This window comes from Rhodococcus sp. HNM0563 (assembly GCF_012726195.1).
Classification (GTDB): Bacteria; Actinomycetota; Actinomycetes; order Mycobacteriales; family Mycobacteriaceae; genus Rhodococcus.
The window spans coordinates 157,311-178,663 of record NZ_JAASAF010000011.1; the positions used below are offsets into that span (position 1 = coordinate 157,311).

Below are 21,353 nucleotides of genomic sequence, written 5' to 3' on the forward strand. Positions count from 1 at the left end.
TGCATCGCGTACCGCGGGCACGCCTGCCGAACAACGCCCTTGGCACCTCGGTTCGACCCACCGATCGCGCGCCGCTTGGCGCCATGGGCGTCGAGCGGCCTTCCGCTGGTCAGCGGAGATGGAGAAGGCGAAATCTAACTTCGACACCTGCACGACCATGCAGGTGTCGCCGTACTTGGGGCACCGTGACCGGAAGGCCCCTGAGTGCGCACACGATCCCGAACCGCGATGGCAGTCGCTGTCCTCGCCACGGTCGCCGCCGCGACGGCTTGCGCGACCGTCCCCGCAGCGCCCCCCGTACCAGCCGATGGCCTGGTTCTTGCCGAGGGTTTCGACCTCGGTGGCTACAACCCGATCGCCGGTCACGGTGAGGCGGGGGAGTCGAAGCTCTATGACGGCCTGCTGCGGCTGGTGGGCGGCGACGGGATGCCGACCTTCGAGCCGGCACTCGCCGCGGAGATGCCGACCGTCAGCGACGACGGGCTGCACTGGGAAGTGACGATCCGAGACGGCGTGAGGTTCACCGATGGCACCACCTTGGATGCCGAGGACATCGCCGCGACCTACCGCGCGATCCTCGACCCGGCCTCCGCATCCCCGCTGGCAACCTCGCTGAACATGATCGAGTCCGTCACCGCGACCGGGCCGCATGCGGTGCGTTTCGATCTGAGGTATCCGTACGCGGCGCTGCCGACGAAGCTGCTGATCGGGATCGTGCCGGCCGAGCGACTGTCCGGCGGCCCGGCGGTGGAGTCGCCGTTGAACACCGATCCGGTGGGCACCGGCCCCTACACGTTGGTTTCGCTGCGTCCGGATCAGGCGGTGTTCGAGGCGAACGCGGACTACTGGGACGGTGCACCGCAGGTCGAGCATCTGACGGTGGTGCACGTCCCGGACGACAATGCGCGCGCCCAACGGCTGGTCGCGGGGGAGGTCGACGGCGCGAACCTGCCTCCCCGGCTGGCCGCGACCTTCACCGAGCGGCCGGGGTTCGAGGTGGCGTCGAACACCTCCGCCGACTGGCGCGCGGTGAGCCTGCCCGCCGGCAATCCGGTCACCGCGGACCCGGCGATCCGCGCCGCGCTGAACCGGGCGGTGGACCGGCAGGCGATCGTCGACCACGTGCTGGCCGGTTACGGGCGTCCCGCGTCGACGCCGCTGCCCGAGGTGTACGGCGCGGCGTACGAGCCGACCGCAGCATTCGATTTCGATCCGGCGGCCGCCGAGCAGATCCTCGACGCCGCCGGCTGGATCCGATCCGCCGACGGGTTGCGTGAGAAGGCAGGAGTCCGGGCGGAGTTCACGGTCATGTACTTCCCCGAGGACACCCTGCGCCGCGACCTGGCGCAGGCGTTTGCCACCGACGCCGACCACATCGGGGTGCGGGTGAAGGTGCAGCCCGTCGACCGCGTGAGCCTGCCCGATCGGCTGCCGGTCGATGCGGGTCTGCTCGGGGGCGGTGACCTGCCCTACGACCCGGATCCGCAGATCTACAGCACGCTGCACTCGAGCTACGCCCAGCCCGGTGTCGGCTCGCCCTACGACAACGCCTCGGGCTATGTGAACCCGGTCGTGGACTCCGCTCTCGATACGGCGCGGCGCACCACCGACCCCGATGAGCGCGCCGCGCAGTACCGCAGCGTGCAGTCGGCGTATGTCGCCGATCCCGGCTATGTGATGCTCGTGTTCCTCGACCACACCTATGTCTCCAGGGACACCGAGTACACAGGTAGTACCCCGATTCTGGAGCCACACAGTCACGGTGCCTCGTGGGGGCCGTGGTGGAACCTGCGCGAATGGACGCGGCCATGACCACCACCGTCACCCGACCGGCCACGGCCACCGCGCAGACCACGACATCTCGCACCCGTCGCCGCCGGGGCCGGGGAATCGCCCGGATGAGCATCCGGCGGGCACTGTTCGCGATCCCGCTGACCGCAGCGGTCTCGCTCGCGCTGTTCGCCCTGGCAGCAGGCTCGCCGTTCGATCCGCTCGCCGGCTATCTCGGTGACCGCTACCTGACGATGTCGACAGCCGACAAACAGCGTGTGGCAACCGAACTCGGCCTCGACGCCTCGTGGTGGCAGCAGTGGGCGAGCTGGATCGGCCACGCCGTCACCGGCGACCTCGGGTCCTCGCGCAGCTACGCCCAACCGGTCACCACCGTGCTGGCCGAGCGCGGACCCTGGACACTGCTGCTGTCCGGCACCGCACTCGCGGCCGCCATCGTGCTCACGCTGGCCGCCGGGATGTGGGCGGGCCTGCACCCCCGGGGCCGACTCGACCGCGCCATCGCAGCAACTGCAACCGTAGTGCAGGCCGTGCCCCCGTTCGTGCTGTCCCTCGGCGCGGTGACCATCTTCGCGGTCTCCCTGCGGTGGGTGCCGGTGGCAGGGCTGACCGACCCCGGCGCCGACCCCACCGCCGCGCAGATCACCCGGCATCTGGTCCTGCCGGCGGCGGTGCTGACCCTGTCGCTGCTGCCGTGGCTGGTGCACTCACTGCGCCAATCCGTGCGCAGCGCTGCCGAATCCGACGCCGTCCTCGGCGCCCGCGCCCGCGGCCTGCCCGAACCGGTCGTCGTCGGCCGTCATCTGCTGCCCGTCGCGCTCGGGCCGTTCACCACCGTCATCGGGCTGCGGCTGCCCGAGCTGCTCGTCGGAGCGGCGATCGTCGAGGAGATCTTCTCCTGGCCCGGGCTCGCCGGCAGCCTCGTCACCGCCGCCCGCGAACTGGACTTCCCGCTGCTCGCCGCCCTGACGATCGGCACCACCTGGCTGGTGCTGGCCGGGTCGCTGCTCGCCGACCTCGCACACGCGCTCCTCGACCCGCAGGTGGCCGACGATGCGTAGCCTCCGGCACCGCCCCCACCGCGTGGCCGGGGCGGTCGCTGTCCTGGCGGCGATCGTGGTGTACGCGCTGGCCGTCCCGATGCTGACCGGGACAAACCCAGGATTGACCGACTTCGCAGCCGCCTACCAACCGCCTTCCGGCTCGCACTGGTTCGGCACCGACCTTGCCGGCCGGGACCTGTTCGTCCGCACCGCCGCCGGGCTGCGGGTGTCCCTGGTGATCGCCGCGGTCTGCGCGGTCGCCTCCGCAGTCTTGGGGGTGGCGGTCGGTGTCGCCGCCGGCGCACTCGGCGGCTGGGTCGACCGGATCGTGATGCGGCTGGTCGACGGGATCAACGCGCTGCCGCACCTGCTCCTCGGGATCGTTGTCGTCGCGCTCTATCCCGGCAATCTGGTCGCGATCGTCGCGTCGATCGCGCTCACCCACTGGACGCAGGTAGCGCGCATCGCGCGCGCCGAGGTCCGCGCCGCGCGCTCGGCCACCTACCTCGAGGCCGCGCGCCTGTCCGGCGCGACCCGCACCCGGATCGCCATTACCCATCTCGTCCCGGCCGCCGCGGGGCAGGGGATCGTCGCGGTGATTCTGCTGCTCCCGCACGCGATCTGGCACGAGTCCACGCTCTCGTTCCTCGGCCTCGGGTTGCCCCCGGACCAGGCGTCGCTCGGGACGCTGCTGCAGGACGCCCGCGCCGCCGTGCTGACCGGTGCCTGGTGGACCCTTCTGTTCCCCGCGGCCGCACTGGTCGTCACCACCCTCGCTGTTGCGGCCGCCGGTGCCGCGCTACGCGACCGCATCACCCCGCCACTGCCGGAAAGAGCTATCCGATGACCACCCCTGCGCTGACCCTCGACGGGCTGACCGTCCGTATCCCCACCGCCTCTGGGACCGTCCACGCCGCCAGCGACGTCGACCTCACGCTCCGTGCCGGGCAGGTACACGCCCTGGTCGGCGAATCCGGCTGCGGAAAATCCGTCGTCGGCGCCGCGATCTGCGGGCTCCTCCCGACCGCGGCAACCGTCCACGGCGGTATCGCCTTCCACCGCCCAGGACACTCCGACGTCCACCTCGCGGCGGCCCGGCCGCGCGCCTGGCGGAAGATCCGCGGCCGCCGCATCGCGTGGATCCCGCAATCGGCAGCCACCTACCTCACCCCGGTCCGCACCGTCGGCGAGCAGCTCGCGGAAACGTGCCGGCACCTGGACTCGCCACACACCCCGGCGGTGCTGCTGACCCGGGTCGGCCTCGAGCCCACCATGGCAGGGCTGTACCCGCACGAACTGTCCGGCGGCATGGCCCAACGCGCCGCGATCGCGTTCGCCCTCGCCGGCGACCCGCAGGTGATCGTCGCCGACGAACCCACCTCGAACCTCGACCCGGAGCTGACCGACCACACCCTGCGGCTCCTCCGAGCGGCCGCAGACGCCGGGGCCGCGGTCCTGCTCATCAGCCACGACCTCGACACACTCCCCGCCCACACCGACCACGTCGCGGTCATGTACGCGTCCAGGATCGTCGAAACCGGCCCCACCGCAGAGGTATTCGCGGACCCCTGGCACCCCTACACCCGCGACCTGCTCGCCGCGCTCCCGAGCGGCGGACTGCACCCGATCCCCGGCATGCCCCCGACCCTGACCGACCTGCCGAACGAGTGCGTCTACCACCGACGCCGCCCTGCACCCGGATTCTCCGGCGGACCCACCTACATCGCACAACATGGTGACCGGTCCGTGCGTCGCCTGATTGGGGCCGTCTCGTGAGTCTGCAGGCCCATCGCATCACCGCCGTTCATCACGGGGGCGATCCTGCGCTCACCGACGTCAGCCTGACCATTCCCGCCGGCAGCATCACAGGACTGACCGGAGCATCCGGCAGCGGCAAAACCACCCTCGCGCGCGTCCTGGCCGGACTGCACACCCCGCAACACGGCCACATCACCCTCGACGACAGGCCGCTGTCCGTCGCGGCGCCCGGCACGGTCGCGATGCTGTTCCAGTCACCGCGCAATGCCGTCACCGCACGGTGGACCCTCGGCCGGATCATCGCCGAACCCCTCCGCGCCCGCCGCGGTCGCGCCGACACCGTCCACGCCACCGCGCAGCGAGTCGGGCTGACCGACGATCTCCTCGCCCGCCGTCCCCACCAGGTGTCCGACGGGCAACTCCAACGCGCCTGCCTTGCGCGCGCTCTCGTCCAGCGGCCGCGCTACCTGATCTGCGACGAGATGACCGCGATGCTCGACCCGGCCACCACCGCGGCGCTGACCACGGTCATCACCGAGGAAACCCGCAGTGGCCTCGGCGTTCTCGCCATCAGCCACCACCATGGTCTTCTCGAGGTCTGGGCTGATCACGTGATTGCCTGGGCGTGACCGATGAGCCGGAAGGGACTCTCCACACAGGCCGGCGGTTCCGGCCGCATCGACTTGATACCAGCGTGAGGTGAGGAACCACCGCTTGGGGCTGGTCGTCATGAGAGCAGGCTATCGAGCAGACGAACGGCCGATCCTGAGCAACCACCCTGGGGCGCCTTGACGAAGCGCCCGCCGATCCGAGCTGACGGTTGCGCCCGACAACGATCGCCTATTCGATAGTATGTTCGAATGACTGAGGTGGTGGACCATGGCGCGACGATCGCTGACCTGCGTCGCCGCATCGCCGCCGTCAACCCCCGCGGCACCCGAGAAGCCGTCCAACTCCCACCGGCGCACCCGCAGCGCTCCGCACGCCTCCAACCCCCCGACGCCACCGCCGCACCGGCTCCCACCCGTTCCGGTCTTGCCCTACCCGAACACCTTCGCCCCGCCTTTCCCCGCGCCGGGCTACCTCGGGGAAGCACCGTTGAACTGACCGGCGCTCGCGGCCCAGCGGTATCGATCGTCGCCGCAGTCACCGCAGCCGGAGGCCACGTCGCCGTCGTCGACACGCCCACCTTCGGGCTACTCGCTGCCCATGAGCAAGGCGCTGACCTCTCGCACGTCGCCGTGATCGGAAACGCCGGCAACGACCCGATCGCCGTCCTGTCCGTCCTCGCCGACGGTATGGACGTGATCGTCTGGACCCCTGGTGCCACCGTGTTCACGCCGAGCATCGAACGTGGCCTTGCTGCGCGCCTGCGCACCAAGGAAACCACCCTGATCACCCTCGGTGCAGGACTACGCCGCCCCGACTACCGCCTCGATGCCCAGATCATCGACTACCACGGCATCACCGAGGGCTCCGGCCTGCTGTCCGCCGTCGACACCGTCCTCACCAGCAGCGGCCGCAATCTTCATCCGACCCGCACCGGGATCCGTCTCGAACGCGTCCACAGAACCGTGCACGCGTCGCTGCTACCCGACGAGCTCCGGCCACGGCCTGCCACCGACATCCGTACCGGGACCTGAACGCAGCCGGGGCGCACCAGGTGATCGGATACGGTCCATCTGAGCATCGACGGAAGGGTGGAGGCGGGGATGGCAGGAGTCGGTGACAGGCGGCTGTTGATCCGCGATACCAGCACCGGCGGCAGTTGGTCGTCGCCGGAGATGACGGCGTACACGAACGAAGACCACCTGCAGGCCATCATCGCCGGCGCCCCCGAGCACGTTCCCGGGGTCCCCGAAAGCGCTCTGGCGCTGCGGGAGCTGGCCACTGTCGCCGGCCCGGCCGATGTGTGCATCGTCGACCCGGCCGGGGAGATCACCGTAGTCGAATGCAAGCTGGCATCGAACTCCGAACGCCGCCGCATGGTCATCGGTCAGGTCCTCGACTACGCCGCCGCGATCTGGCAGTCCGGCCCCGAGGCCTTCCACCGGCAGTGGTCCCGCCAGGGCGGCCCGGATCTGTCCGAGCTCGATGATGCTGCCCGCGACCGGCTCGACCGCAACCTCGAGGACGGCCGGATCCACCTGTGCCTGGCGGTCGATCTGATCGACGCCGACCTGCGTCGCCTGGTCGAGTACCTCAACCGCATCACCCGCGACGACGTCCGCGTCACCGCACTGCAGCTGGCCTACGCCCGGCACGGCAGTATCGAGATCCTGGTCCCGTCCACCTACGGCGGGGAGATCGCCCACGCCAAGTCCCAAGCGGCACACCAGAAGGACAGCTGGACCAAGGAGTCCTTCCTGGACGCGATCGCCTCCCCACCCGAACGGGCCATCGCCGAGCGGTTGTTCGCACTGCTCGACGGACTCGACGAGCGACTGGGCTCCCACGAGGACCTGTGGTTCGGCACCTTCAGGCAAGGCGGGGTGTTCCTGCACCCCTACGGGTTACGGTTCGCCCCGATCCAGTTGTGGGTCAACAAGGCCGGCCAGCTGATGGCCTACGGCAACTGGCGCCAGTACACCGCGGTGCGAGCCCATCCGGGCTTCGCCGAACTCGCCCGCTTCGTCGGCCAGGACCACCAGGGCGCCATGCGGGGTTTTCCCCTCGCGGAGGTCGACATCGACGCGCTCTGGCAGATCGTGGTGCGCTGCGCTCGCCTGATCAACGAGCCCGCACGGAGCGTGTGAGCACGTCGAGCGCTACGGCAACGCTCGTCGGCCTCGCTGACCCGGTTGTCCCAGGGGGTGACGGTCAGCTGGTCCAACCGAGTTCGGTCAGGAACGTCGTGCCGGTCTCGACGGAGTTCATCCGGAAGGTGGCGTTCAGACCGGTGGAGCGGTCGATGACGGTGTAGCGGACAGAGGTGTTAACCGAGTCGTCGTAGTTCACCAGACGCCTGCTGTCACCGGAGACCGTCGTGGTGGTGCCGTCGGTGGTGTCGCGCAGCCGGATGAAGTTCAATCGGGCGTACTGGTCGTCGCGCCACGCGGTGACGCTGACGTACTCGTAGCGCTGCATCCCGATGGCCTTGCCGAGAGTGGAGTCGGCGTTGAGGTTGCACTGCAGCTGCAGCGCGCCTTCGCTCGAGAACCCGCTCTTGTCGCAGGAGGACGACGAGGTGAGCAGGGTGGTCGGCAGCAGGGATGTCACGTCGTCGGTGGTGGCGCTGAGATGGTGCGACTCGGCGGTCGCCGCGGGCAGCTGTCCGTCGGCGGGCGCAGCGGTCTCGGCGACGGCCGCGGCCGTGGCGGGAAGGCCGGTGTCGCGATCGACCGCGATGAACACGGCCGCCCCGGCGGCGACCGCGGCCAGGGCGGCCCCGGCGAACAGTCGGGGACGGGACGAGCGCAAGCGGAGTAGCCCGGTCGCCGGTAGCGAATTGTGCTGGGCTGCACGGGTGTCCGATCGGGGAGCGCCGGGTCGGGGTGCTGCGGGGCGGGGAGTGTCCGGTCGCAGCACCTCGGTGTCGAGGTCGGCGGCGGGTTCGGTGGTGCGTCCGCCGGCGACGAACCCGGCCGCGCCCTTGGCCACGACGGTCTTCGGGTCGTCGAGGGTGGCGATGGATCCGAGTTCGGACAGCCGCCGATGCACGTACGGGATCCGGGAGGAGCCGCCGGTCAGATACAGCGCCTGCAGACTCGACCGGTCCACTCCGGCATCGCGCAGCACCTGGGCGGCGAGCTGCACGCCACGGGTGATCTGCGGTTCGATGAGCTGCTCGAACTCGTCGCGGGTGAGGGTGAAGGTCAGGTCCGCGCCGTTGCCGGTGACCCGGATCGTCGCCGAGGGATGCTCGGAGAGCAGTTCCTTGGCGCGGCGGATCTGATCGTCGAGGGTGCGTCGGGCATCGAGCCCGTCCGGGGTGCGCAACCACGCCGCCAGATCCGGATCGTCGTCGCGCAGGCGTTCGTCGACCCAGCGGGCGACGGTGGCGTCGAGGTTCTTGCCGCCGAGGGTGTTGTCGCCGCCGGCCCGGATGACCTCGAAGGTCCACTCGCTCGTCGCGGTGAGCACGGCGATGTCGAGGGTGCCGCCGCCGAAGTCGAAGACCGCGATCGTCGAACCCTTGACGATCTTCGCGTCGTGCTGCCGTGAGTAGTAGAACGCCGCGGCGCGGGGTTCGGAGATCAGCGAGACGCGGCCGCCGAGACCGGCCAGGGACGCGGCGTGCCGCAGCACGCCGAGTTCGCCCTGGGACCAGGCCTCGGGGTGGGTGAGCACGACCTCCGCCGGAGGATGGTTGTTGTGCCGGGGCAACGCCTGGTTGTAGACGGTGCGCAGGACCGAGGCGATGGTGTGGGCGACGGGGACGTCCTGGCCGCGGACCATCACAGACCCGACCGCGACGTGGGTCTTGGGGTAGGCGACGAAGCCGGCCGGGTCCACGGTGGCCTGGTTGATGGCCACGTCGCCGGTGGTGATCGCCCCGGTGTGGTCGACGTACACCGAGGACGGCATGAGGTTGGAGGTGTGGGTCAGCGGCAGTGATTCGACCCGGTCCGGGCCGATCCGGTGTGCCGCCGACGTGTTGGACGTGCCGAAATCAACCGCCAGAACCCACTCCATCGCGGCGCGTACCCCCCTTGTGACTCAACCCCCGTGGCCGCGGCGGAGCCTATAGCCTGCCGCGCCTGGGGGAGTCAATGGGTGGAGGGGGATCAGAGGAACAGGCCTGCGCCGTGGTCGTCGGAGACGCCGGTGACGTCGATGTAGGGTGCCGAGATGACCGGTGTCGATGCGGCGCATCACTCGCCGTCCACCATCGACCTCGATGGCAGGGTGTTCACCGGTGTCGGCAGCTCGTCCACCGGACAGGTCCATGGCGCCACACGTGTTCGGTAGCACCAGGACAACGCTGTCCTCTGGGCCGATTACGACCGGCACACCCGCCGTTGATCCTCATCTGTCAGGAGGCCCTGTGATCGTGACCGTCGTGCTGATGCTCGGGGCGTTGGTGTTGCTGGCCGGGTTCGTGTGGACCCGCACCGCCACCGAACCCGCACCGAAGCTCGCCGCGCTCGCCGTCCAAGCGTGCGGGGCGTTGATGCTCGGGGCGGCCGCGCTCGCTTCCGCTTCGTCGTGGACGGCGAAACTGCCGATCCTGCTGAGCTCGGCGATCCTGCTGGCTGCCTGCACCTACGCCTACCGGCGTGCCCGCCAGCACAGCCAGAGCACCGACTGACCCGCCCGGCGGCCCCGAACACATGCCGTGAGCTGTGCAGATGACACGTCCCCGCACCGCGGTCACGGTGCGCGGACGTGGGTACGGGACTACACCCAGCCTCGGCCGTCCTCATCCCACGGATTCGGGCTCTCCGGCCGCCAGACGAGGTCGATGGACCGGCGGCCCCGCGTCGTGTTCTCGCCGGTCAATAGCGGAATGCCGGCCACCACGGCGTCGAGGGCGATATCCGGCAGTGGCATCGCCTTCAACACGGCGGTGCGCAGTCGGTCTTCGATGACACTTCGCGGCATGGCTCGGTTCTCCTTCACAGGGCGGGGTTGCTCGTTCGCGGGCGGTGCCGGTGCGGTGGTGTGGCTACGCCCACCTGTAGCCGCACGCGCACGCTGTGCGCTTCGCGACGGTAGACAACGGCACCGACACAGGCAGGTGTGGGAGCGCCAGTGGCGGTGGCTCAGTCGAGCTCGTAGCCCGCCTCGCGGGCGATGATGACCGCGACTTCACCGACGGTGATCACCCCGCGGATCAGATCGACGAGCAGGTCCTTGTCCCGATCGCTCATCTGCCGACCTTCGATGGCCATGATCGGTTCCATCTGCGCGACAGCGGCGCGGGTCTCAGCCTCGGTCTTGCGGAGTGCTGGCATGGCCACCAGCACAGCACATCCCACCGACCCACTCGCCACGACTGCACGACACGCGTGCCGTGGTCATACCCGGTCGAGGTCAGCATCGTCCGGCAGATGGATCGGGTGGATCGCCGGCACGAAGACTGACGCCCGAGTGCTGCCCAGGTCGAGAGATACATGCTGTCTCACCGCGCAGGCGGCACGTCCCCTGTCCCGGCGGCGATCGCCGGACGCCATGCTGCGTCGGCCGATCCCGGAAAACAGGGGTCAGAGGAACAGACCAGCACCGTAGTCGTCGGAGACACCGGTGACGTCGATGTAGTCGTCGGGGTTGCCGTCCCCGTCGGAATCGACGGCGCCGGTGTGCAGGTCGATGACGGTGTCGATGTGCCCGTCGCCGTCCTCGTCGACCACGGCGGTGTCGAACACCCCGTCGTGGTCGACGTCGACGGTGGTGGCGTCGAGGTGTCCGTCGCCGTCGCTGTCGAACTGGGCGATGTCGATCGCGCCGTCCCCATCGGTGTCGGCACGCAGCATGTCGATCGTGCCGTCCCCACCGAGATCGACGACGGTCATGTCGGCGTCGTTGTCGCCGTCGAGATCCACATCGGCCATGTAGGTGCCGTCGGCGAGGGTGCCCTCGTCGAGCACCACCGCCTCGCTCACCCCGGCGCTGTCCGGCGCCGACACGGACGTCGTCGACTGGACACTGTCCGTCGCAGCGCGATCCGCGCGGTCCGAGGACGACGATGCCGAGCCGTAGGAGCCGGCCGAGCCCGAGCTGCCGGTCGAGCCGTAGGTGGCGTCCGAGCTCGACGAGCCGGAGCTGTCGTACCGCTCGTAGCGTTCGTAGGACTCGTAGCTCGTCGACCCCGACTGCTCGGCCGAGGACGACCCGTACGCGGAGTCACCTTCGTAGGTGGACTGCGCACCGTAGGACGACTGCGTCCGATCACTGGCCGTGGACTCGACGGTCGAACGGTCGCTGATCCGCGAGGAGAGGGTGCCGGGAAAGGATTCGCTGGTCATGACGGGTGCTCGCTCTCGACGTCTGGGGCGTGGACACGGATAGGAGTGCGCTCGCGCCGAAAAGGTTCCCACCCGACTCCACATGCCGTGCCGGCGCCGCACTACGGACTCGGCACACGTCTGGTCGGCTCCGGTGGAGCTGTCCGCGTGGATGCGCAGACCGGGGAAACCTCCGATACCGGGCACCCCCGTGCCGGGCGCCGGACACCGGGTGGGTACGGTCACTGCCGTCCACGCACCGGGGGAGGGTGGCCGACCGGCACCGTCATGCCCCCGAGCGACCAGGGGGAACATTGACCAGCCGTCACCGCGCCCGCGTCCGCACCGGCGCTGCACTGCTCGCCGCCGCCGTCACCGTGACCGGATGCACCTCGACCGCGAACGGGGACACCGCCGAAGCGGCCGCGGACACCACCACTGTCGAGCGCACCGCCGCGCTGATTCCCGCCGCCCCGGGCGAACCCGATCCCGGGGAGTTCTCCACCCGCCCCAGCGACTACCCGGCCACCGCCGGTGACGCGGAGATCGGCAGCATCATCGAGTCGCAGCGCATGGCGGAGTTCGTCGTGCTGCCGGCCGAGGTCGACCCGGCGCTGACCGAGGAATACCTCGACCTGACCCGCCCGATCTTCGGACCCGTCCCCCTGGCCTACCTGCTCGCCGACACCGACTCGCGCATCGAGCAGATCGGCGCCGACACCGGCATGCTCGCCGGCTTCTCCACCGCCCGCTTCACCAAGGACAACCGGGCGCGAATGGTGCACGCCGCCCTGCGATTCCGGGACGACGCCGCGGCCGGTGAGGCCGCGACGCGGTTGCACGAGCACCTGCTCGACCCGGCAGTGTCCGGGCCGACGGCCGCACCGTATGCGCTGGCGACGATGCCCGACAGCATGGTCCACACCATCGCCACCGAGTACTCCCGGTCGGTGGCCGCGCTGACCCAGCACGGGCACTACCTGATCTACACCTTCGTCGACAGCCCCACCGACCGGGCGAACTGGGCCGATCAGGCGCTCGAACATGCGCTGGAGTTGCAGCGGCCGATGCTCGATCGCTTCCCTGCCACCGCGCTCGATGAGCTGGCGGATCTGCCGGTGGACATCGACGACATGCTGCGCCGCACGCTGCGTTATCCCGAGGGCGCCGACGGCGCGCAGGTCCCCGCCGTCTACGGTCCGCGGGGGGCGGCGCATCTGATCGCGCAGTTGGACACGCTCGACATGTTCGCCGACACCGCCGCCACCCACATGGCCCGGGACGCGACGTTCGTCTACCGCACCGATGCCACCGACCGGGCGCAGGCCCTGTTCGATCGGGTCGTCGCGCAGATGCGCAACAAGAACGACGACATCTCCGTCGTCGGCGCCGCCGGGCCGCCCGGGGTGCCCGACGCCCGCTGCTTCGAGGTCATCACCCCGTACTCCGAAGCCGCGACCTGCGCGTTGCTCTACGACACCTACGTCGCCGAGATCCGCACCAAGACCGTGGCCGGGGCGCACGAGGCGACCGCGGCGCAGTACCTGATCTTCCAGGCCGCCGACACCGACTGACCCTTCGGGAGAACAGGATCGCCCCGACCATGCCTCGCCCTGGCCCGGATGTGTCCGTCCCGCACGAGGTGGACTTCCAGCACATCCCCACCGGGGGATTCTTCGCCGAATGCACCCAGCCGAACCGTGCTGCGGCCGAAGCGTTCGCCCTCGACAAGCTCGTCGAGCTCGGCGAAGACCCCGACGAGGCCGCGCCCGCGGTCGCCCTGGCCGGCTACACCGCCGCCGACGCCCGCACCTATGCGGTCCGGATCTATCCCACCACCCCGCCGCGCCGCACTACTCCGGGGGACGGACACGACAGCACACGGGAAACCTGAGGCAACACGAAAGTCCTCCCCAGACGCTCATTCCGAGGCCACGTCCGGGGACAGAGCACGGTCGAAGATCTGACGCTGGGGGAAGAACTCGGAGAGACAAGGGAAACTCGGGCCGGATCGAACAGGTCGTCCTGGCCGACGACGAACACCGGCATCCGAGGCACACTCGTTCACCGCTGACTACCCGAGCACATCTCACGGCACAACCTCGGCGGTGCGCTTGTCCCTAGCTCGATGGGTGTGAGCACCCACTGCGGTGGGCATACTGGGCTCATGCGAATGCCGGATCGCACCGCTCCCTACGCGCGTCGAGCACCCCAACCCACCGTCGCCTTGTCGCCGGCGGTGCGTCGCTACCGAGAGCATGCGAACACCACCGACCCGGAGCCGCATCTCGTGGCCGAAGACGGATTTCATCTCGGACGCTGGGAGGACCGGCACCGCATCGCCCGTGTCCTCGGCATCCTTCCTGCCGATCGTGAGGCCGAACTCGACGCGATCGGATTCGACTGGAAAGCCCCTCGCCCCGCGGGTTTCGACAGCAAGCATCGCCGGATGCTGCTCGAGATCGCCGCTTACCGCGAAAAGCACGGGACCGGCGAGATTCCGAGCACCTACCTCTCCGACGACGGTGAACCCGTAGGGGAGTGGCTCTACCGCAAGGTCCGCAAGTGGCGAGACGGTCACCTCTCGGCCGACGAGCAAGCTGTCCTCGAACTTCTCGGCATCTCACCGACTCCCCGGCCGCGCGGACCACGCACCGCCCGACGAAGACCATCGACACGGCAATCCGCAGCCTTGGCGCACTGAACACTCGACTATCGACCGCTTGGCTCCGGGGCCGGTTGGCTATCCGTCCGGACGATCGTCTTCCGACGGCGGGCGCTCGGTCGGATCGGCAGCGTGCTCCCGGTCGGGCTCGGACACGGCCAGATACTCATCGAGAACCCGGTCGACCGTCGTCGTGGGGATGCGAAGGCCCGGCTCGGAATCGGCGAGAAAACGCCGTACACCAGCGAGCATCGACAACTCACGTTCGAGACGATCCCGGTCCTCAGCAGCAGACGCCATCACGCCCCCACCGCCGGGCTATCAGCCGCATCCCCAACAGTTCGCGTCGTCTCGTCCACGCGCCGAGAGTAGTCACTGTGTCATCCGCTGCAAGCAGTAGCCCACCGGTCGCAAAGACGACGGTCCCCGGCGGGGGCGCCGGGGACCGACCTTCGACCCGTCAGGGAATCACTCACCTGCCGGGGAACTCGTGATCGCAGCGGCCACCGTAGCGGATGGTCGCATCAGCGCCAAACGGGTGAAGCCGATGCGTCGATCAGGAAACGGGAGTCTGGTTCGAGGCGTCACCGCTGACGGTGTGAGGAACCGCGTTACCGCGCGGGACCGGAGTGTTCTTTCCCCAGTTCGACCACAGCATCCGACCGAGCCCGACGATGCCAACAGCGAGTGCTCCGATCACGATCCACGTTTCGATGCTCATGGCGGCGACGCTACCGAACTGATGAGAACGTACCCCCCGATCAGCGCACTTGCTGTGCCGGAGCCCACGGGGATGCACTGCCGGGCTGCCGGATTGGTGATGCACCCCACTGTCACCAGCGACGAGAAGTTCCCAACGCTCGGGCCTGTACCGCCCCAATCGCTTACTTCGAGCACCGCGTCGGTCGAGGAAACACCCGGGGTTAGTCCTCGACGCGGACGAGGTCGGTCAGACGGGCTGGCCACGGGTACGTGAGGGGGCTGTCGGCGTTGACCTCGATCATCGCCATGCCGGTGCCCTTATCGATGTCCTTGACGGTGAACACGAACTTGCCGCGTGCACTGACTTTCACCTGATCGCCAGGCTTCAAAAGCGAGCGAGTTCGCCGATTCGTGACGGTCTTGTCGCCGGAACCGGCACCCATTCGACGATCAGCATCTCGACATGAGCCGGTTCCCGCTGGCGACTACCAGTTCGAGTCGCCTCACCGTGCGAATGGTGTCCTAGTAGGAGTGCACCGCATATGGCGACATCCGGATCGATCATCATCGAACAGCACACCCAAACTCCCGGAGGATCGGAGAAAGCGTTCAGGCCGTGCGAACATCGAACAATGCCCCTGCCTGCCGACAGTCACGTCCACAGCGAATGGTCCTGGGATACCGGCGGCCCGAATTCGCTCGCCGCCGGCCGGATGGAGACGATGTGTGAACGCGCCGCCACGATCGGGCTCCCGGCAGTGGTCTTCACCGAACATTTCGACTTCGACGACGCGTGGCGGACCACACCCGAGGACCTTTTGTCCCACCAACAAGGCATGCTCGACCCCGACGGGTATCTGCGACCACCGCCACTGGACGTGGCCGGATACCGCGAGAGCATCGACCGATGCCGTCATCGGTTTCCTGACCTGACGATCCTCGCCGGAGTCGAGTTCGGCCAACCCCATCTGTTCCGGCGGCGGGCATCGATGCTGGTCGATGTGTCCACCTTCGATCGGGTCAACGGTTCTCTTCACACTCTCGGGGTCGGTGACGACCGCTACGAACCCAACACCCTGTTCCGGATGTGACCTGCCGACGACGTGATCTGGGCCTACCTCGAGGAGATTCCCCCGGATGGTCGCCGGATCCGATGAGTTCGAGGTGTGCTGTCACATCGACTACGCGGTCCGTGCGTGGCCGAGTGTCACCGAAGGACCGTTCGATCCCCGCCGCTTCGAGGAGGGCTTTCGAGCGGCGATGCGCTCCCTCGCCGACAGCGGGCGCGCCTTGGAGATGAATACTCGCAGATTGTGGCCGTGGATTCCGCAATGGTGGACCGAGGAAGGCGGCCGGGCCATCACCTTCGGTAGCGATGCACACGTGCCGGACGCTGTGGCCGACAACTTTCCCGAAGCTGTGGCGATGGTGGAGTTCTTCGGGTTCCGGCCCGGCCGGTGCGCGGAAGATTTCTGGACCCGCTAGCGGATGTTCTGCGGTCTCCACGATCGGTCGACGAGACAATCCGGTTCGCGTCGGTCCTCGGCGTGCATGTCGTCAGGCGCGCTACGGTCCCAGGATGACGAGCGTGGGTGTTGTCGTCGTCTGGCACGGTGAAGAAGGGTGGGGTGTCATCGAATCGTCGGACACTCCCACCGGGTGCTGGGTGCACTTCAGCAATCTTTGGGATAGTGCCCCGTGGAGTGGTGGACTTCGGATCGGCTCGCGGTACGCGCGATGATCAACGAGTCAAGCTGAATACTATGCTGTTTCGTTGACCCCGGTCAACGACAACACCGCCTCGGTAGCGTGTTCCTTCGCCGCGATCACTGCCCGGAGCTCATCCATGCTCACATCCGAGACATACCGGCGGGTGACCTGCCACTCGTCGTGCTGCTCGATGACCACCGCGGTCGCCAGGCGTAGAAACGCCGCCGGGTTCGGGAAGATCTCCACCACGTCGGCTCGACGCTTGATCTCCTTGTTCAACCGCTCAATTATCCGGCCCTCAGGGATGAGATCAACCCTGATCTCACATCGAATCAGCGATCGAGACGCTGCAAGTGGTCGGTCAACGCCTCAGCGACACGATGATGCCGGGCAGCTTCATCGGGCCATCCACGGTCACGAGCATCGACCTCGAGAGCCTGGATGTCGGTGCGTTGCGCCTCGAGCGCGCCGCGGAACTCAGGTCCGGTGACGAAGTTGTCGCAGGTCTCGCAGATGTTGGCATAGGGACACGCACCCGCGCTCTCGTGACGGGAACAGTAACCGTGGGCAACACGCGTTTTGAGCATCTCACTGCCGAGCCAACTCACCGCGTCGGGGACGATCGGTTTGCCGACCGGAGTGAGCGTGAACCGCCGCCGCATCTTGCCCATCGCCTGGTCATAGGCATCCCGCAACGTCGGTGAAGCCAAAGTGGCGTAACGCAAAGTCATCTGCGGAGTGACATGCCCGAGCAACGCCATCAACGCCTGCAGGCTCATCCCGGCGTTGGCGAGTTCGGTGGCCCAAGTATGCCGCAGCTGATGCGGGGTCACCACCAACGGCGCACCCCCGGCCCCACGCAGTCCGCAAGCCTCGACGGCAGCGAGCAGACCGTTGCGCAGCCGGGTCTGGCTGAGACGGCGGCCGTGTGCGACGAACAGGAAATCGGTCAACTCTCCGGTGCGGGGATGCGGCAATGGCCGACAGATACCACGCCCGCCGGTCCACTCGTCCAACGCGGCGATAGTGGTCGCCGAGAGCGGGACCATGCGTTCGGTGGCGAGCTTGCCCAACGGAACCTTGAGCCAGGTCCCGGCCGGGCCGTAATCGATGACGCTGCCGAGCTCGAGATCCAGTAGCTCCCCGACCCGCAGACCGGCTCCGCGCAGCACCGTCAACCCGATACGAGCGAACGAATCATCCAGCTGGGAAACCGCATTCATCACCGCAGCATCGATGTCGGGCGGCAATGCCCGCGGAAGCGGTTGGTCGAGTTTCGGGACGTCGGCGGCGAAGACCAGACGGCGCGGTGGGGCCTGCTCCCAGCCCCATTCGGTGATGTCCTCGAGCAGGTTGCGCACGCTCAGTACCGTCGATTGGATCACGGCCTTGGAGATGATGCGCCCGGCCCCGGCAGCGGCGCGTTGCCCACGCCAGGTGCGGGTGCGATTCCAGACGAGGAAGCCCTCGATGTGACTGCGGTCGAGATCCTCGAGGGAGGTGACCTCGGGATGGTTGGTGGTGAGGTAGTCCGCGAACGGCAGCAGGTCGTTGATCAGCGATTCGGCCGATTTCGGGCGGAGCACCGATGCCCGGACGGTGACGTAACGCAACAGGGCCTCGCGGATCGGATCGGCCATCGGGGCGTCGGCGAAGCGTTGGGCGTAGGTGCGGGCCCACGGTCGGCGCCGTGGTGGGGTGTCGACGATGCGGGCCTGAAACAGCATTTGTCGCAGTCCCGCGATACGGTTGCGGTAGGCGCGTTTCGATGTATCCGGGATTGACTGTGTGGCAGCCAATGCGGCGTCGAACTCGCCGACGGTCTCGGCGCTCACACCGCTGACGGAACCGCCGTGCCAGGCGAGCAGCACCGCCAGGCACTCGCCGAGGACGGTCTCGACCCATTGCGGTGTCCACCCCAAAACCAGGCCGGCGGCCCGGACCGCGGCGAACCCGTCCGGGTCGCGGTCCTCGACGGCCCGGCCGAGTCCGGTGAGGTTCTTGACGGCCGCGAGTTCGAGGTCGAGCCGCAGGTTGCCGCGTCCGATGAGGTGACACAGCAGTGGCCAGGCCCCGGTGCGGCGTAGTTCGGCCAGCCGGTCGGCAGCGGGTCGGGTCATCCAGTCCCGCAAGTCCGGATGCGTGGTGAGGAAGGTGGTCGCGATGAGGGTGCGAGCGCGCACCGACCTGTCGCTGAGCCCGAGGCTGGCGACGTGCTCGAGGTAGTCGGTGAGCACCGCACCCGGTCCGGCCGGCAGGACGACCGTCGCAACCACCGCGGTGCTCATTGTCGTGTTCCGGCGAGACTGGCGCGGGCCGCGCCGTATTCGGCGGCGAGCTGCTCGACCGACAAATGCACATATTCGGCAGTGGTGTCCGGAGACACATGCCCCATCAATTCTCGCAGCACCATCAGATCGATTCCGGCGGCAGCGAGTTCGGTGCCGTAGGTGTGGCGCAATCGGTGCGGACGCACCCTCGTCGCACCGGAGAGGTCCCGGTGCCGCCGGAACAGCGACCGCAGTCCCGCCTCGGTCACCGGCGCCCCCGCGGTGGGGCCGCGCAGCACCACGAAACACTCCTCGGTCGCCAACCCCGGTGGCCGTTCGAGGCGCAGATAGGCCGACAGTTCGGTGAAGAACACCGCATCGACCGGCACCACCCGTTCCTTGCAGCCTTTGCCGAGCACCCGGAGTCGTCGCTGGCCGGAATCGACGTCTGCCAACCGCAGGGATCGCACCTCGGCGTTGCGCAGCCCGCCGAACAGCATCGCCCACAACATCGCTCGATCCCGATGGGTGCGCAGCGACGCCGCAAACTGCTCGATCGCGTCGGCGTCGAGGGACTCGGGCAGTAGCCGCGGTTGGCGTACCAGCCTGCCTCCGGCTCGGGGTCGGCCCGGCCCGAGGTGTCCGAGCAGTCCTCGCGCTGGTGGTCGCAGTCCCTGTCCGCGCCGCGGTGAGGGCACCGGATTTTCGGTGCGTATCCCGGTCATCACCAGGTATTCGAACAATGCGCGTATCGCCGCGACTCGTCGGTTGATCGTCGATGCCGCAGTGCCCCGATCACCTCGTGTCGCCATGCCTGGGCGGGGTTTGCGGTGCACGTTCTGCCAGTCGACCCACTCGAACACCGTCACCGGCGTCACCGCAGCCACCGTGAGGTCGCGATCGAGCAGGAATCGGGCCAGATTGAGCACGTCGAACGCATATGCCCGCACCGTTGCCGAACTGAATCCGCGTCCGGCCAGATGCGTCAGGAACGCGTTTGCTGCTGCGCATCCTTCCCATTGGCCGTCGATCACATGCCCGTTGCTGCTGATGCGCACCCGAACGGTCATTGTCCGCCGCCTTTCGATCGGAGCCGACACCGCCAGCATGCGCCTCAACCGGTCGTCGGCTCAGGACCTCACGCTGCAACCGTGATCGTGTCGTGGGAGGGCCGGTTAACCGATATCGGATTATTCGACCACACCTTCTGCCAATGCGCCTTCGGAAACGCGGTGAACGCCAACACATCATACTTCGCCGACTCCATCAACGCCGCGACCTTCGGAAACGACCCGGCGAACGTGTCGGTGACCTGATCCCACTGCGCAGCGACCTCGACGGGGTCGGTATGCGCGAAGATCGTCTTGACCGCCGCCATCACCGGCGGCACATGCTTCGCCCCGACCGTAGCCCGGATGTTGCGCATGAAATGCACCCGGCACCGCTGCCACGCCGAACCCGCGAACTGCTGCGCGATAGCTGCTTTCAACCCGCTGTGTGCATCGGAGATCACCAGATGCACCCCGGATAGCCCCCGGCCCCGCAAACCGATGAGGAACTCCCTCCAGAACTCGTAGGATTCGCTGTCGCCGACGGCGGTGCCGAGCACCTCGCGGCTCCCGTCGATCGACACCCCGGTCGCGACCACCAGTGCTTGGGAGACCACGTGCGCACCGATGCGGACCTTGCAGAAGGTGGCGTCGAGGAACACGTACGGAAAGCTCGTGTGCGTCAGCGTCCGCTCCCGGAACCGGGCGATCTCGGTATCGAGGCCGGCGCAGATCCGTGAGACCTCCGACTTCGAGATCCCGGATTCGACCCCCAACGCACCGACCAGGTCATCGACGCTGCGGGTGGAGACGCCGTGCACATACGCTTCCATCACCACCGCATACAGCGCCTTGTCGATCCGCCGACGCCGTTCGAGCAAGGAGGGGAAGAATGACCCGGACCGCAGCTTGGGAATCTTCACCTCGACATCACCGCTGGTGGTCGACACCGTCTTCGTGCGATGCCCGTTGCGATGGGTGGTGCGCTGCTCGGTGCGTTCGTAGCGGCCGGCGCCGAGTTTGTCGGTGGCTTCGGCTTCGATCAGGGCCTGCAGGCCGGTGCGGATCAGTTCGGCGAACACGCTGGCGCTGTCGGCGCCCTTGAGCGCGTCGAGCTGGGCGAGCAGTGCAGAATGATCGTGGGTCATCGCGTAGCTGCTTTCTGTGAGTCACTGTGAGAGGTAACTCGTTGATCACTACGCGATGGTCCACCCTCGGTGAGGGATCGACACGCCGTGGACCTGCCTGGATGCCCTCAGCCGATTCCCACCACTCCCCGGGACTTACCCAGTTCGAGCAGCTCCCACTGCTTGTCCGTCAACACCTGGAACCGATCGTTCACCACATCCGTCACAGCAAAGATGATGCAGCACAACACCCTAAATCATTGGGAGACACGCCCTAGTAGTACTTTGTTAGGTTCACCACTTCTTGTTGCGGGGCCTCGAGTTTCGGCGGGATGTCCGAGACGATGACCG

General features: G+C 68.1%; 22 protein-coding genes and 2 pseudogenes. 13 read left to right on the forward strand and 11 right to left on the reverse strand.

The genetic code is table 11. The annotated features are described in order from the left end of the window. Positions 1-228: 228 nt before the first annotated feature. The 7 genes from HCA61_RS22675 (at position 229) to HCA61_RS22705 (ending at position 7,348) form a co-directional block, all read left to right on the forward strand. Entirely contained in the window at positions 229-1,812 is a 1,584-nt protein-coding gene (locus tag HCA61_RS22675) for an ABC transporter substrate-binding protein (RefSeq protein ID WP_169690457.1), read from the forward strand. Continuing rightward, positions 1,809-2,852, forward strand: coding sequence for an ABC transporter permease (locus HCA61_RS22680; RefSeq protein ID WP_346777630.1), 1,044 nt, complete (start codon positions 1,809-1,811; stop codon positions 2,850-2,852). Before HCA61_RS22675 ends, HCA61_RS22680 begins: the two co-directional genes overlap by 4 nt. After that, positions 2,845-3,681, forward strand: coding sequence for an ABC transporter permease (locus HCA61_RS22685; protein ID WP_169690459.1), 837 nt, complete (start codon positions 2,845-2,847; stop codon positions 3,679-3,681). The genes HCA61_RS22680 and HCA61_RS22685 overlap by 8 nt, the downstream gene beginning before the upstream one ends. Then, a complete protein-coding gene (locus HCA61_RS22690) occupies positions 3,678-4,610 on the forward strand; it encodes an ABC transporter ATP-binding protein (protein ID WP_169690460.1) in 933 nt (310 codons plus the stop codon). Before HCA61_RS22685 ends, HCA61_RS22690 begins: the two co-directional genes overlap by 4 nt. Next, on the forward strand, positions 4,607-5,221 hold the full coding sequence (locus tag HCA61_RS22695; protein WP_169690461.1) for an ATP-binding cassette domain-containing protein: 615 nt from the start codon (positions 4,607-4,609) through the stop codon (positions 5,219-5,221). Before HCA61_RS22690 ends, HCA61_RS22695 begins: the two co-directional genes overlap by 4 nt. 231 nt (positions 5,222-5,452) lie before the next feature. Further along, on the forward strand, positions 5,453-6,235 hold the full coding sequence (locus HCA61_RS22700) for a hypothetical protein (RefSeq protein WP_169690462.1): 783 nt from the start codon (positions 5,453-5,455) through the stop codon (positions 6,233-6,235). A 69-nt stretch (positions 6,236-6,304) separates the two neighbouring features. Beyond that, positions 6,305-7,348 (forward strand): hypothetical protein, encoded by a 1,044-nt coding sequence (locus HCA61_RS22705; protein WP_169690463.1) that lies wholly within the window; start codon positions 6,305-6,307, stop codon positions 7,346-7,348. Positions 7,349-7,412: 64 nt separating this feature from the next. Here the strand turns inward: HCA61_RS22705 and HCA61_RS22710 are convergent, their stop codons facing one another. Beyond that, positions 7,413-9,227: an Hsp70 family protein gene (locus tag HCA61_RS22710; protein ID WP_169690464.1), complete on the reverse strand. Its 1,815-nt coding sequence runs from the start codon at positions 9,225-9,227 to the stop codon at positions 7,413-7,415. A gap of 358 nt (positions 9,228-9,585) precedes the next feature. On the opposite strand from HCA61_RS22710, the gene HCA61_RS22715 reads away from it, so the two are divergent. Beyond that, complete coding sequence (locus HCA61_RS22715; RefSeq protein WP_169690465.1) at positions 9,586-9,843, forward strand: hypothetical protein; 258 nt, start codon at positions 9,586-9,588, stop codon at positions 9,841-9,843. An 89-nt stretch (positions 9,844-9,932) separates the two neighbouring features. On the opposite strand, the gene HCA61_RS22720 is transcribed toward HCA61_RS22715, so the two are convergent. The 3 genes from HCA61_RS22720 to HCA61_RS22730 form a co-directional block, all read right to left on the reverse strand. Then, entirely contained in the window at positions 9,933-10,136 is a 204-nt protein-coding gene (locus tag HCA61_RS22720) for a hypothetical protein (protein WP_169690466.1), read from the reverse strand. Positions 10,137-10,297: 161 nt separating this feature from the next. Further along, a complete protein-coding gene (locus HCA61_RS22725) occupies positions 10,298-10,489 on the reverse strand; it encodes a hypothetical protein (RefSeq protein WP_169690476.1) in 192 nt (63 codons plus the stop codon). 249 nt (positions 10,490-10,738) lie between these two features. Then, complete coding sequence (locus tag HCA61_RS22730) at positions 10,739-11,500, reverse strand: hypothetical protein (RefSeq protein WP_169690467.1); 762 nt, start codon at positions 11,498-11,500, stop codon at positions 10,739-10,741. Between the two features lie 293 nt (positions 11,501-11,793). Between HCA61_RS22730 and HCA61_RS22735 the strand changes: the two genes are divergently transcribed. From HCA61_RS22735 to HCA61_RS22745, 3 genes are all read left to right on the forward strand, one after another. Further along, a complete protein-coding gene (locus HCA61_RS22735) occupies positions 11,794-13,053 on the forward strand; it encodes a hypothetical protein (protein ID WP_169690468.1) in 1,260 nt (419 codons plus the stop codon). Positions 13,054-13,082: 29 nt separating this feature from the next. Further along, positions 13,083-13,373 carry a hypothetical protein gene (locus HCA61_RS22740; RefSeq protein ID WP_169690469.1) on the forward strand — a complete coding sequence of 97 codons (291 nt, stop codon included), beginning with the start codon at positions 13,083-13,085 and terminating at the stop codon, positions 13,371-13,373. A gap of 273 nt (positions 13,374-13,646) precedes the next feature. Continuing rightward, positions 13,647-14,183, forward strand: a complete 537-nt coding sequence (locus tag HCA61_RS22745; RefSeq protein WP_240960017.1) for a helicase associated domain-containing protein — start codon at positions 13,647-13,649, stop codon at positions 14,181-14,183. 39 nt (positions 14,184-14,222) lie between these two features. Here HCA61_RS22745 and HCA61_RS22750 read toward each other — a convergent pair whose 3' ends face one another. From HCA61_RS22750 to HCA61_RS22760, 3 genes are all read right to left on the reverse strand, one after another. Further along, positions 14,223-14,444 (reverse strand): hypothetical protein, encoded by a 222-nt coding sequence (locus tag HCA61_RS22750; RefSeq protein ID WP_169690308.1) that lies wholly within the window; start codon positions 14,442-14,444, stop codon positions 14,223-14,225. A 256-nt stretch (positions 14,445-14,700) separates the two neighbouring features. Beyond that, complete coding sequence (locus tag HCA61_RS22755) at positions 14,701-14,865, reverse strand: hypothetical protein (RefSeq protein ID WP_169690470.1); 165 nt, start codon at positions 14,863-14,865, stop codon at positions 14,701-14,703. A 202-nt stretch (positions 14,866-15,067) separates the two neighbouring features. Beyond that, positions 15,068-15,217 carry a hypothetical protein gene (locus tag HCA61_RS22760; protein ID WP_169690309.1) on the reverse strand — a complete coding sequence of 50 codons (150 nt, stop codon included), beginning with the start codon at positions 15,215-15,217 and terminating at the stop codon, positions 15,068-15,070. A gap of 261 nt (positions 15,218-15,478) precedes the next feature. On the opposite strand from HCA61_RS22760, the gene HCA61_RS26505 reads away from it, so the two are divergent. After that, a complete protein-coding gene (locus tag HCA61_RS26505) occupies positions 15,479-15,937 on the forward strand; it encodes a PHP domain-containing protein (protein WP_240960018.1) in 459 nt (152 codons plus the stop codon). A gap of 46 nt (positions 15,938-15,983) precedes the next feature. Further along, positions 15,984-16,331: a hypothetical protein gene (locus HCA61_RS26510; protein WP_240960019.1), complete on the forward strand. Its 348-nt coding sequence runs from the start codon at positions 15,984-15,986 to the stop codon at positions 16,329-16,331. A gap of 276 nt (positions 16,332-16,607) precedes the next feature. On the opposite strand, the pseudogene HCA61_RS22770 reads toward HCA61_RS26510, so the two are convergent. From HCA61_RS22770 to HCA61_RS22785, 4 genes and pseudogenes are all read right to left on the reverse strand, one after another. Beyond that, a pseudogene (locus HCA61_RS22770) lies at positions 16,608-16,844 on the reverse strand (transposase); the annotation flags it as partial. 44 nt (positions 16,845-16,888) lie between these two features. Continuing rightward, complete coding sequence (locus HCA61_RS22775; RefSeq protein WP_064257806.1) at positions 16,889-18,844, reverse strand: tyrosine-type recombinase/integrase; 1,956 nt, start codon at positions 18,842-18,844, stop codon at positions 16,889-16,891. Next, complete coding sequence (locus tag HCA61_RS22780) at positions 18,841-19,896, reverse strand: tyrosine-type recombinase/integrase (RefSeq protein ID WP_169690471.1); 1,056 nt, start codon at positions 19,894-19,896, stop codon at positions 18,841-18,843. The genes HCA61_RS22775 and HCA61_RS22780 overlap by 4 nt, the downstream gene beginning before the upstream one ends. A gap of 113 nt (positions 19,897-20,009) precedes the next feature. After that, a pseudogene (locus tag HCA61_RS22785) lies at positions 20,010-21,023 on the reverse strand (IS256 family transposase); the annotation flags it as partial. Positions 21,024-21,353 lie beyond the last annotated feature (330 nt).

What these genes read in the sequence shown, in the direction of transcription:
- HCA61_RS22680 (WP_346777630.1), top strand. Translation starts at nt 1,809, where the DNA reads ATGACCACCACCGTCACCCGACCGGCCACGGCCACCGCGCAGACCACG.
- HCA61_RS22710 (WP_169690464.1), bottom strand. Translation starts at nt 9,227, where the DNA reads ATGGAGTGGGTTCTGGCGGTTGATTTCGGCACGTCCAACACGTCGGCG.
- HCA61_RS22775 (WP_064257806.1), bottom strand. Translation starts at nt 18,844, where the DNA reads ATGAGCACCGCGGTGGTTGCGACGGTCGTCCTGCCGGCCGGACCGGGT.
- HCA61_RS22700 (WP_169690462.1), top strand. Translation starts at nt 5,453, where the DNA reads ATGACTGAGGTGGTGGACCATGGCGCGACGATCGCTGACCTGCGTCGC.
- HCA61_RS26510 (WP_240960019.1), top strand. Translation starts at nt 15,984, where the DNA reads ATGGTCGCCGGATCCGATGAGTTCGAGGTGTGCTGTCACATCGACTAC.
- HCA61_RS22730 (WP_169690467.1), bottom strand. Translation starts at nt 11,500, where the DNA reads ATGACCAGCGAATCCTTTCCCGGCACCCTCTCCTCGCGGATCAGCGAC.
- HCA61_RS22755 (WP_169690470.1), bottom strand. Translation starts at nt 14,865, where the DNA reads ATGAGCATCGAAACGTGGATCGTGATCGGAGCACTCGCTGTTGGCATC.
- HCA61_RS22725 (WP_169690476.1), bottom strand. Translation starts at nt 10,489, where the DNA reads ATGCCAGCACTCCGCAAGACCGAGGCTGAGACCCGCGCCGCTGTCGCG.
- HCA61_RS22690 (WP_169690460.1), top strand. Translation starts at nt 3,678, where the DNA reads ATGACCACCCCTGCGCTGACCCTCGACGGGCTGACCGTCCGTATCCCC.
- HCA61_RS22685 (WP_169690459.1), top strand. Translation starts at nt 2,845, where the DNA reads ATGCGTAGCCTCCGGCACCGCCCCCACCGCGTGGCCGGGGCGGTCGCT.
- HCA61_RS22705 (WP_169690463.1), top strand. Translation starts at nt 6,305, where the DNA reads ATGGCAGGAGTCGGTGACAGGCGGCTGTTGATCCGCGATACCAGCACC.
- HCA61_RS22740 (WP_169690469.1), top strand. Translation starts at nt 13,083, where the DNA reads ATGCCTCGCCCTGGCCCGGATGTGTCCGTCCCGCACGAGGTGGACTTC.
- HCA61_RS22675 (WP_169690457.1), top strand. Translation starts at nt 229, where the DNA reads ATGGCAGTCGCTGTCCTCGCCACGGTCGCCGCCGCGACGGCTTGCGCG.
- HCA61_RS26505 (WP_240960018.1), top strand. Translation starts at nt 15,479, where the DNA reads ATGCCCCTGCCTGCCGACAGTCACGTCCACAGCGAATGGTCCTGGGAT.
- HCA61_RS22745 (WP_240960017.1), top strand. Translation starts at nt 13,647, where the DNA reads ATGCGAATGCCGGATCGCACCGCTCCCTACGCGCGTCGAGCACCCCAA.
- HCA61_RS22750 (WP_169690308.1), bottom strand. Translation starts at nt 14,444, where the DNA reads ATGGCGTCTGCTGCTGAGGACCGGGATCGTCTCGAACGTGAGTTGTCG.
- HCA61_RS22720 (WP_169690466.1), bottom strand. Translation starts at nt 10,136, where the DNA reads ATGCCGCGAAGTGTCATCGAAGACCGACTGCGCACCGCCGTGTTGAAG.
- HCA61_RS22780 (WP_169690471.1), bottom strand. Translation starts at nt 19,896, where the DNA reads ATGACCGTTCGGGTGCGCATCAGCAGCAACGGGCATGTGATCGACGGC.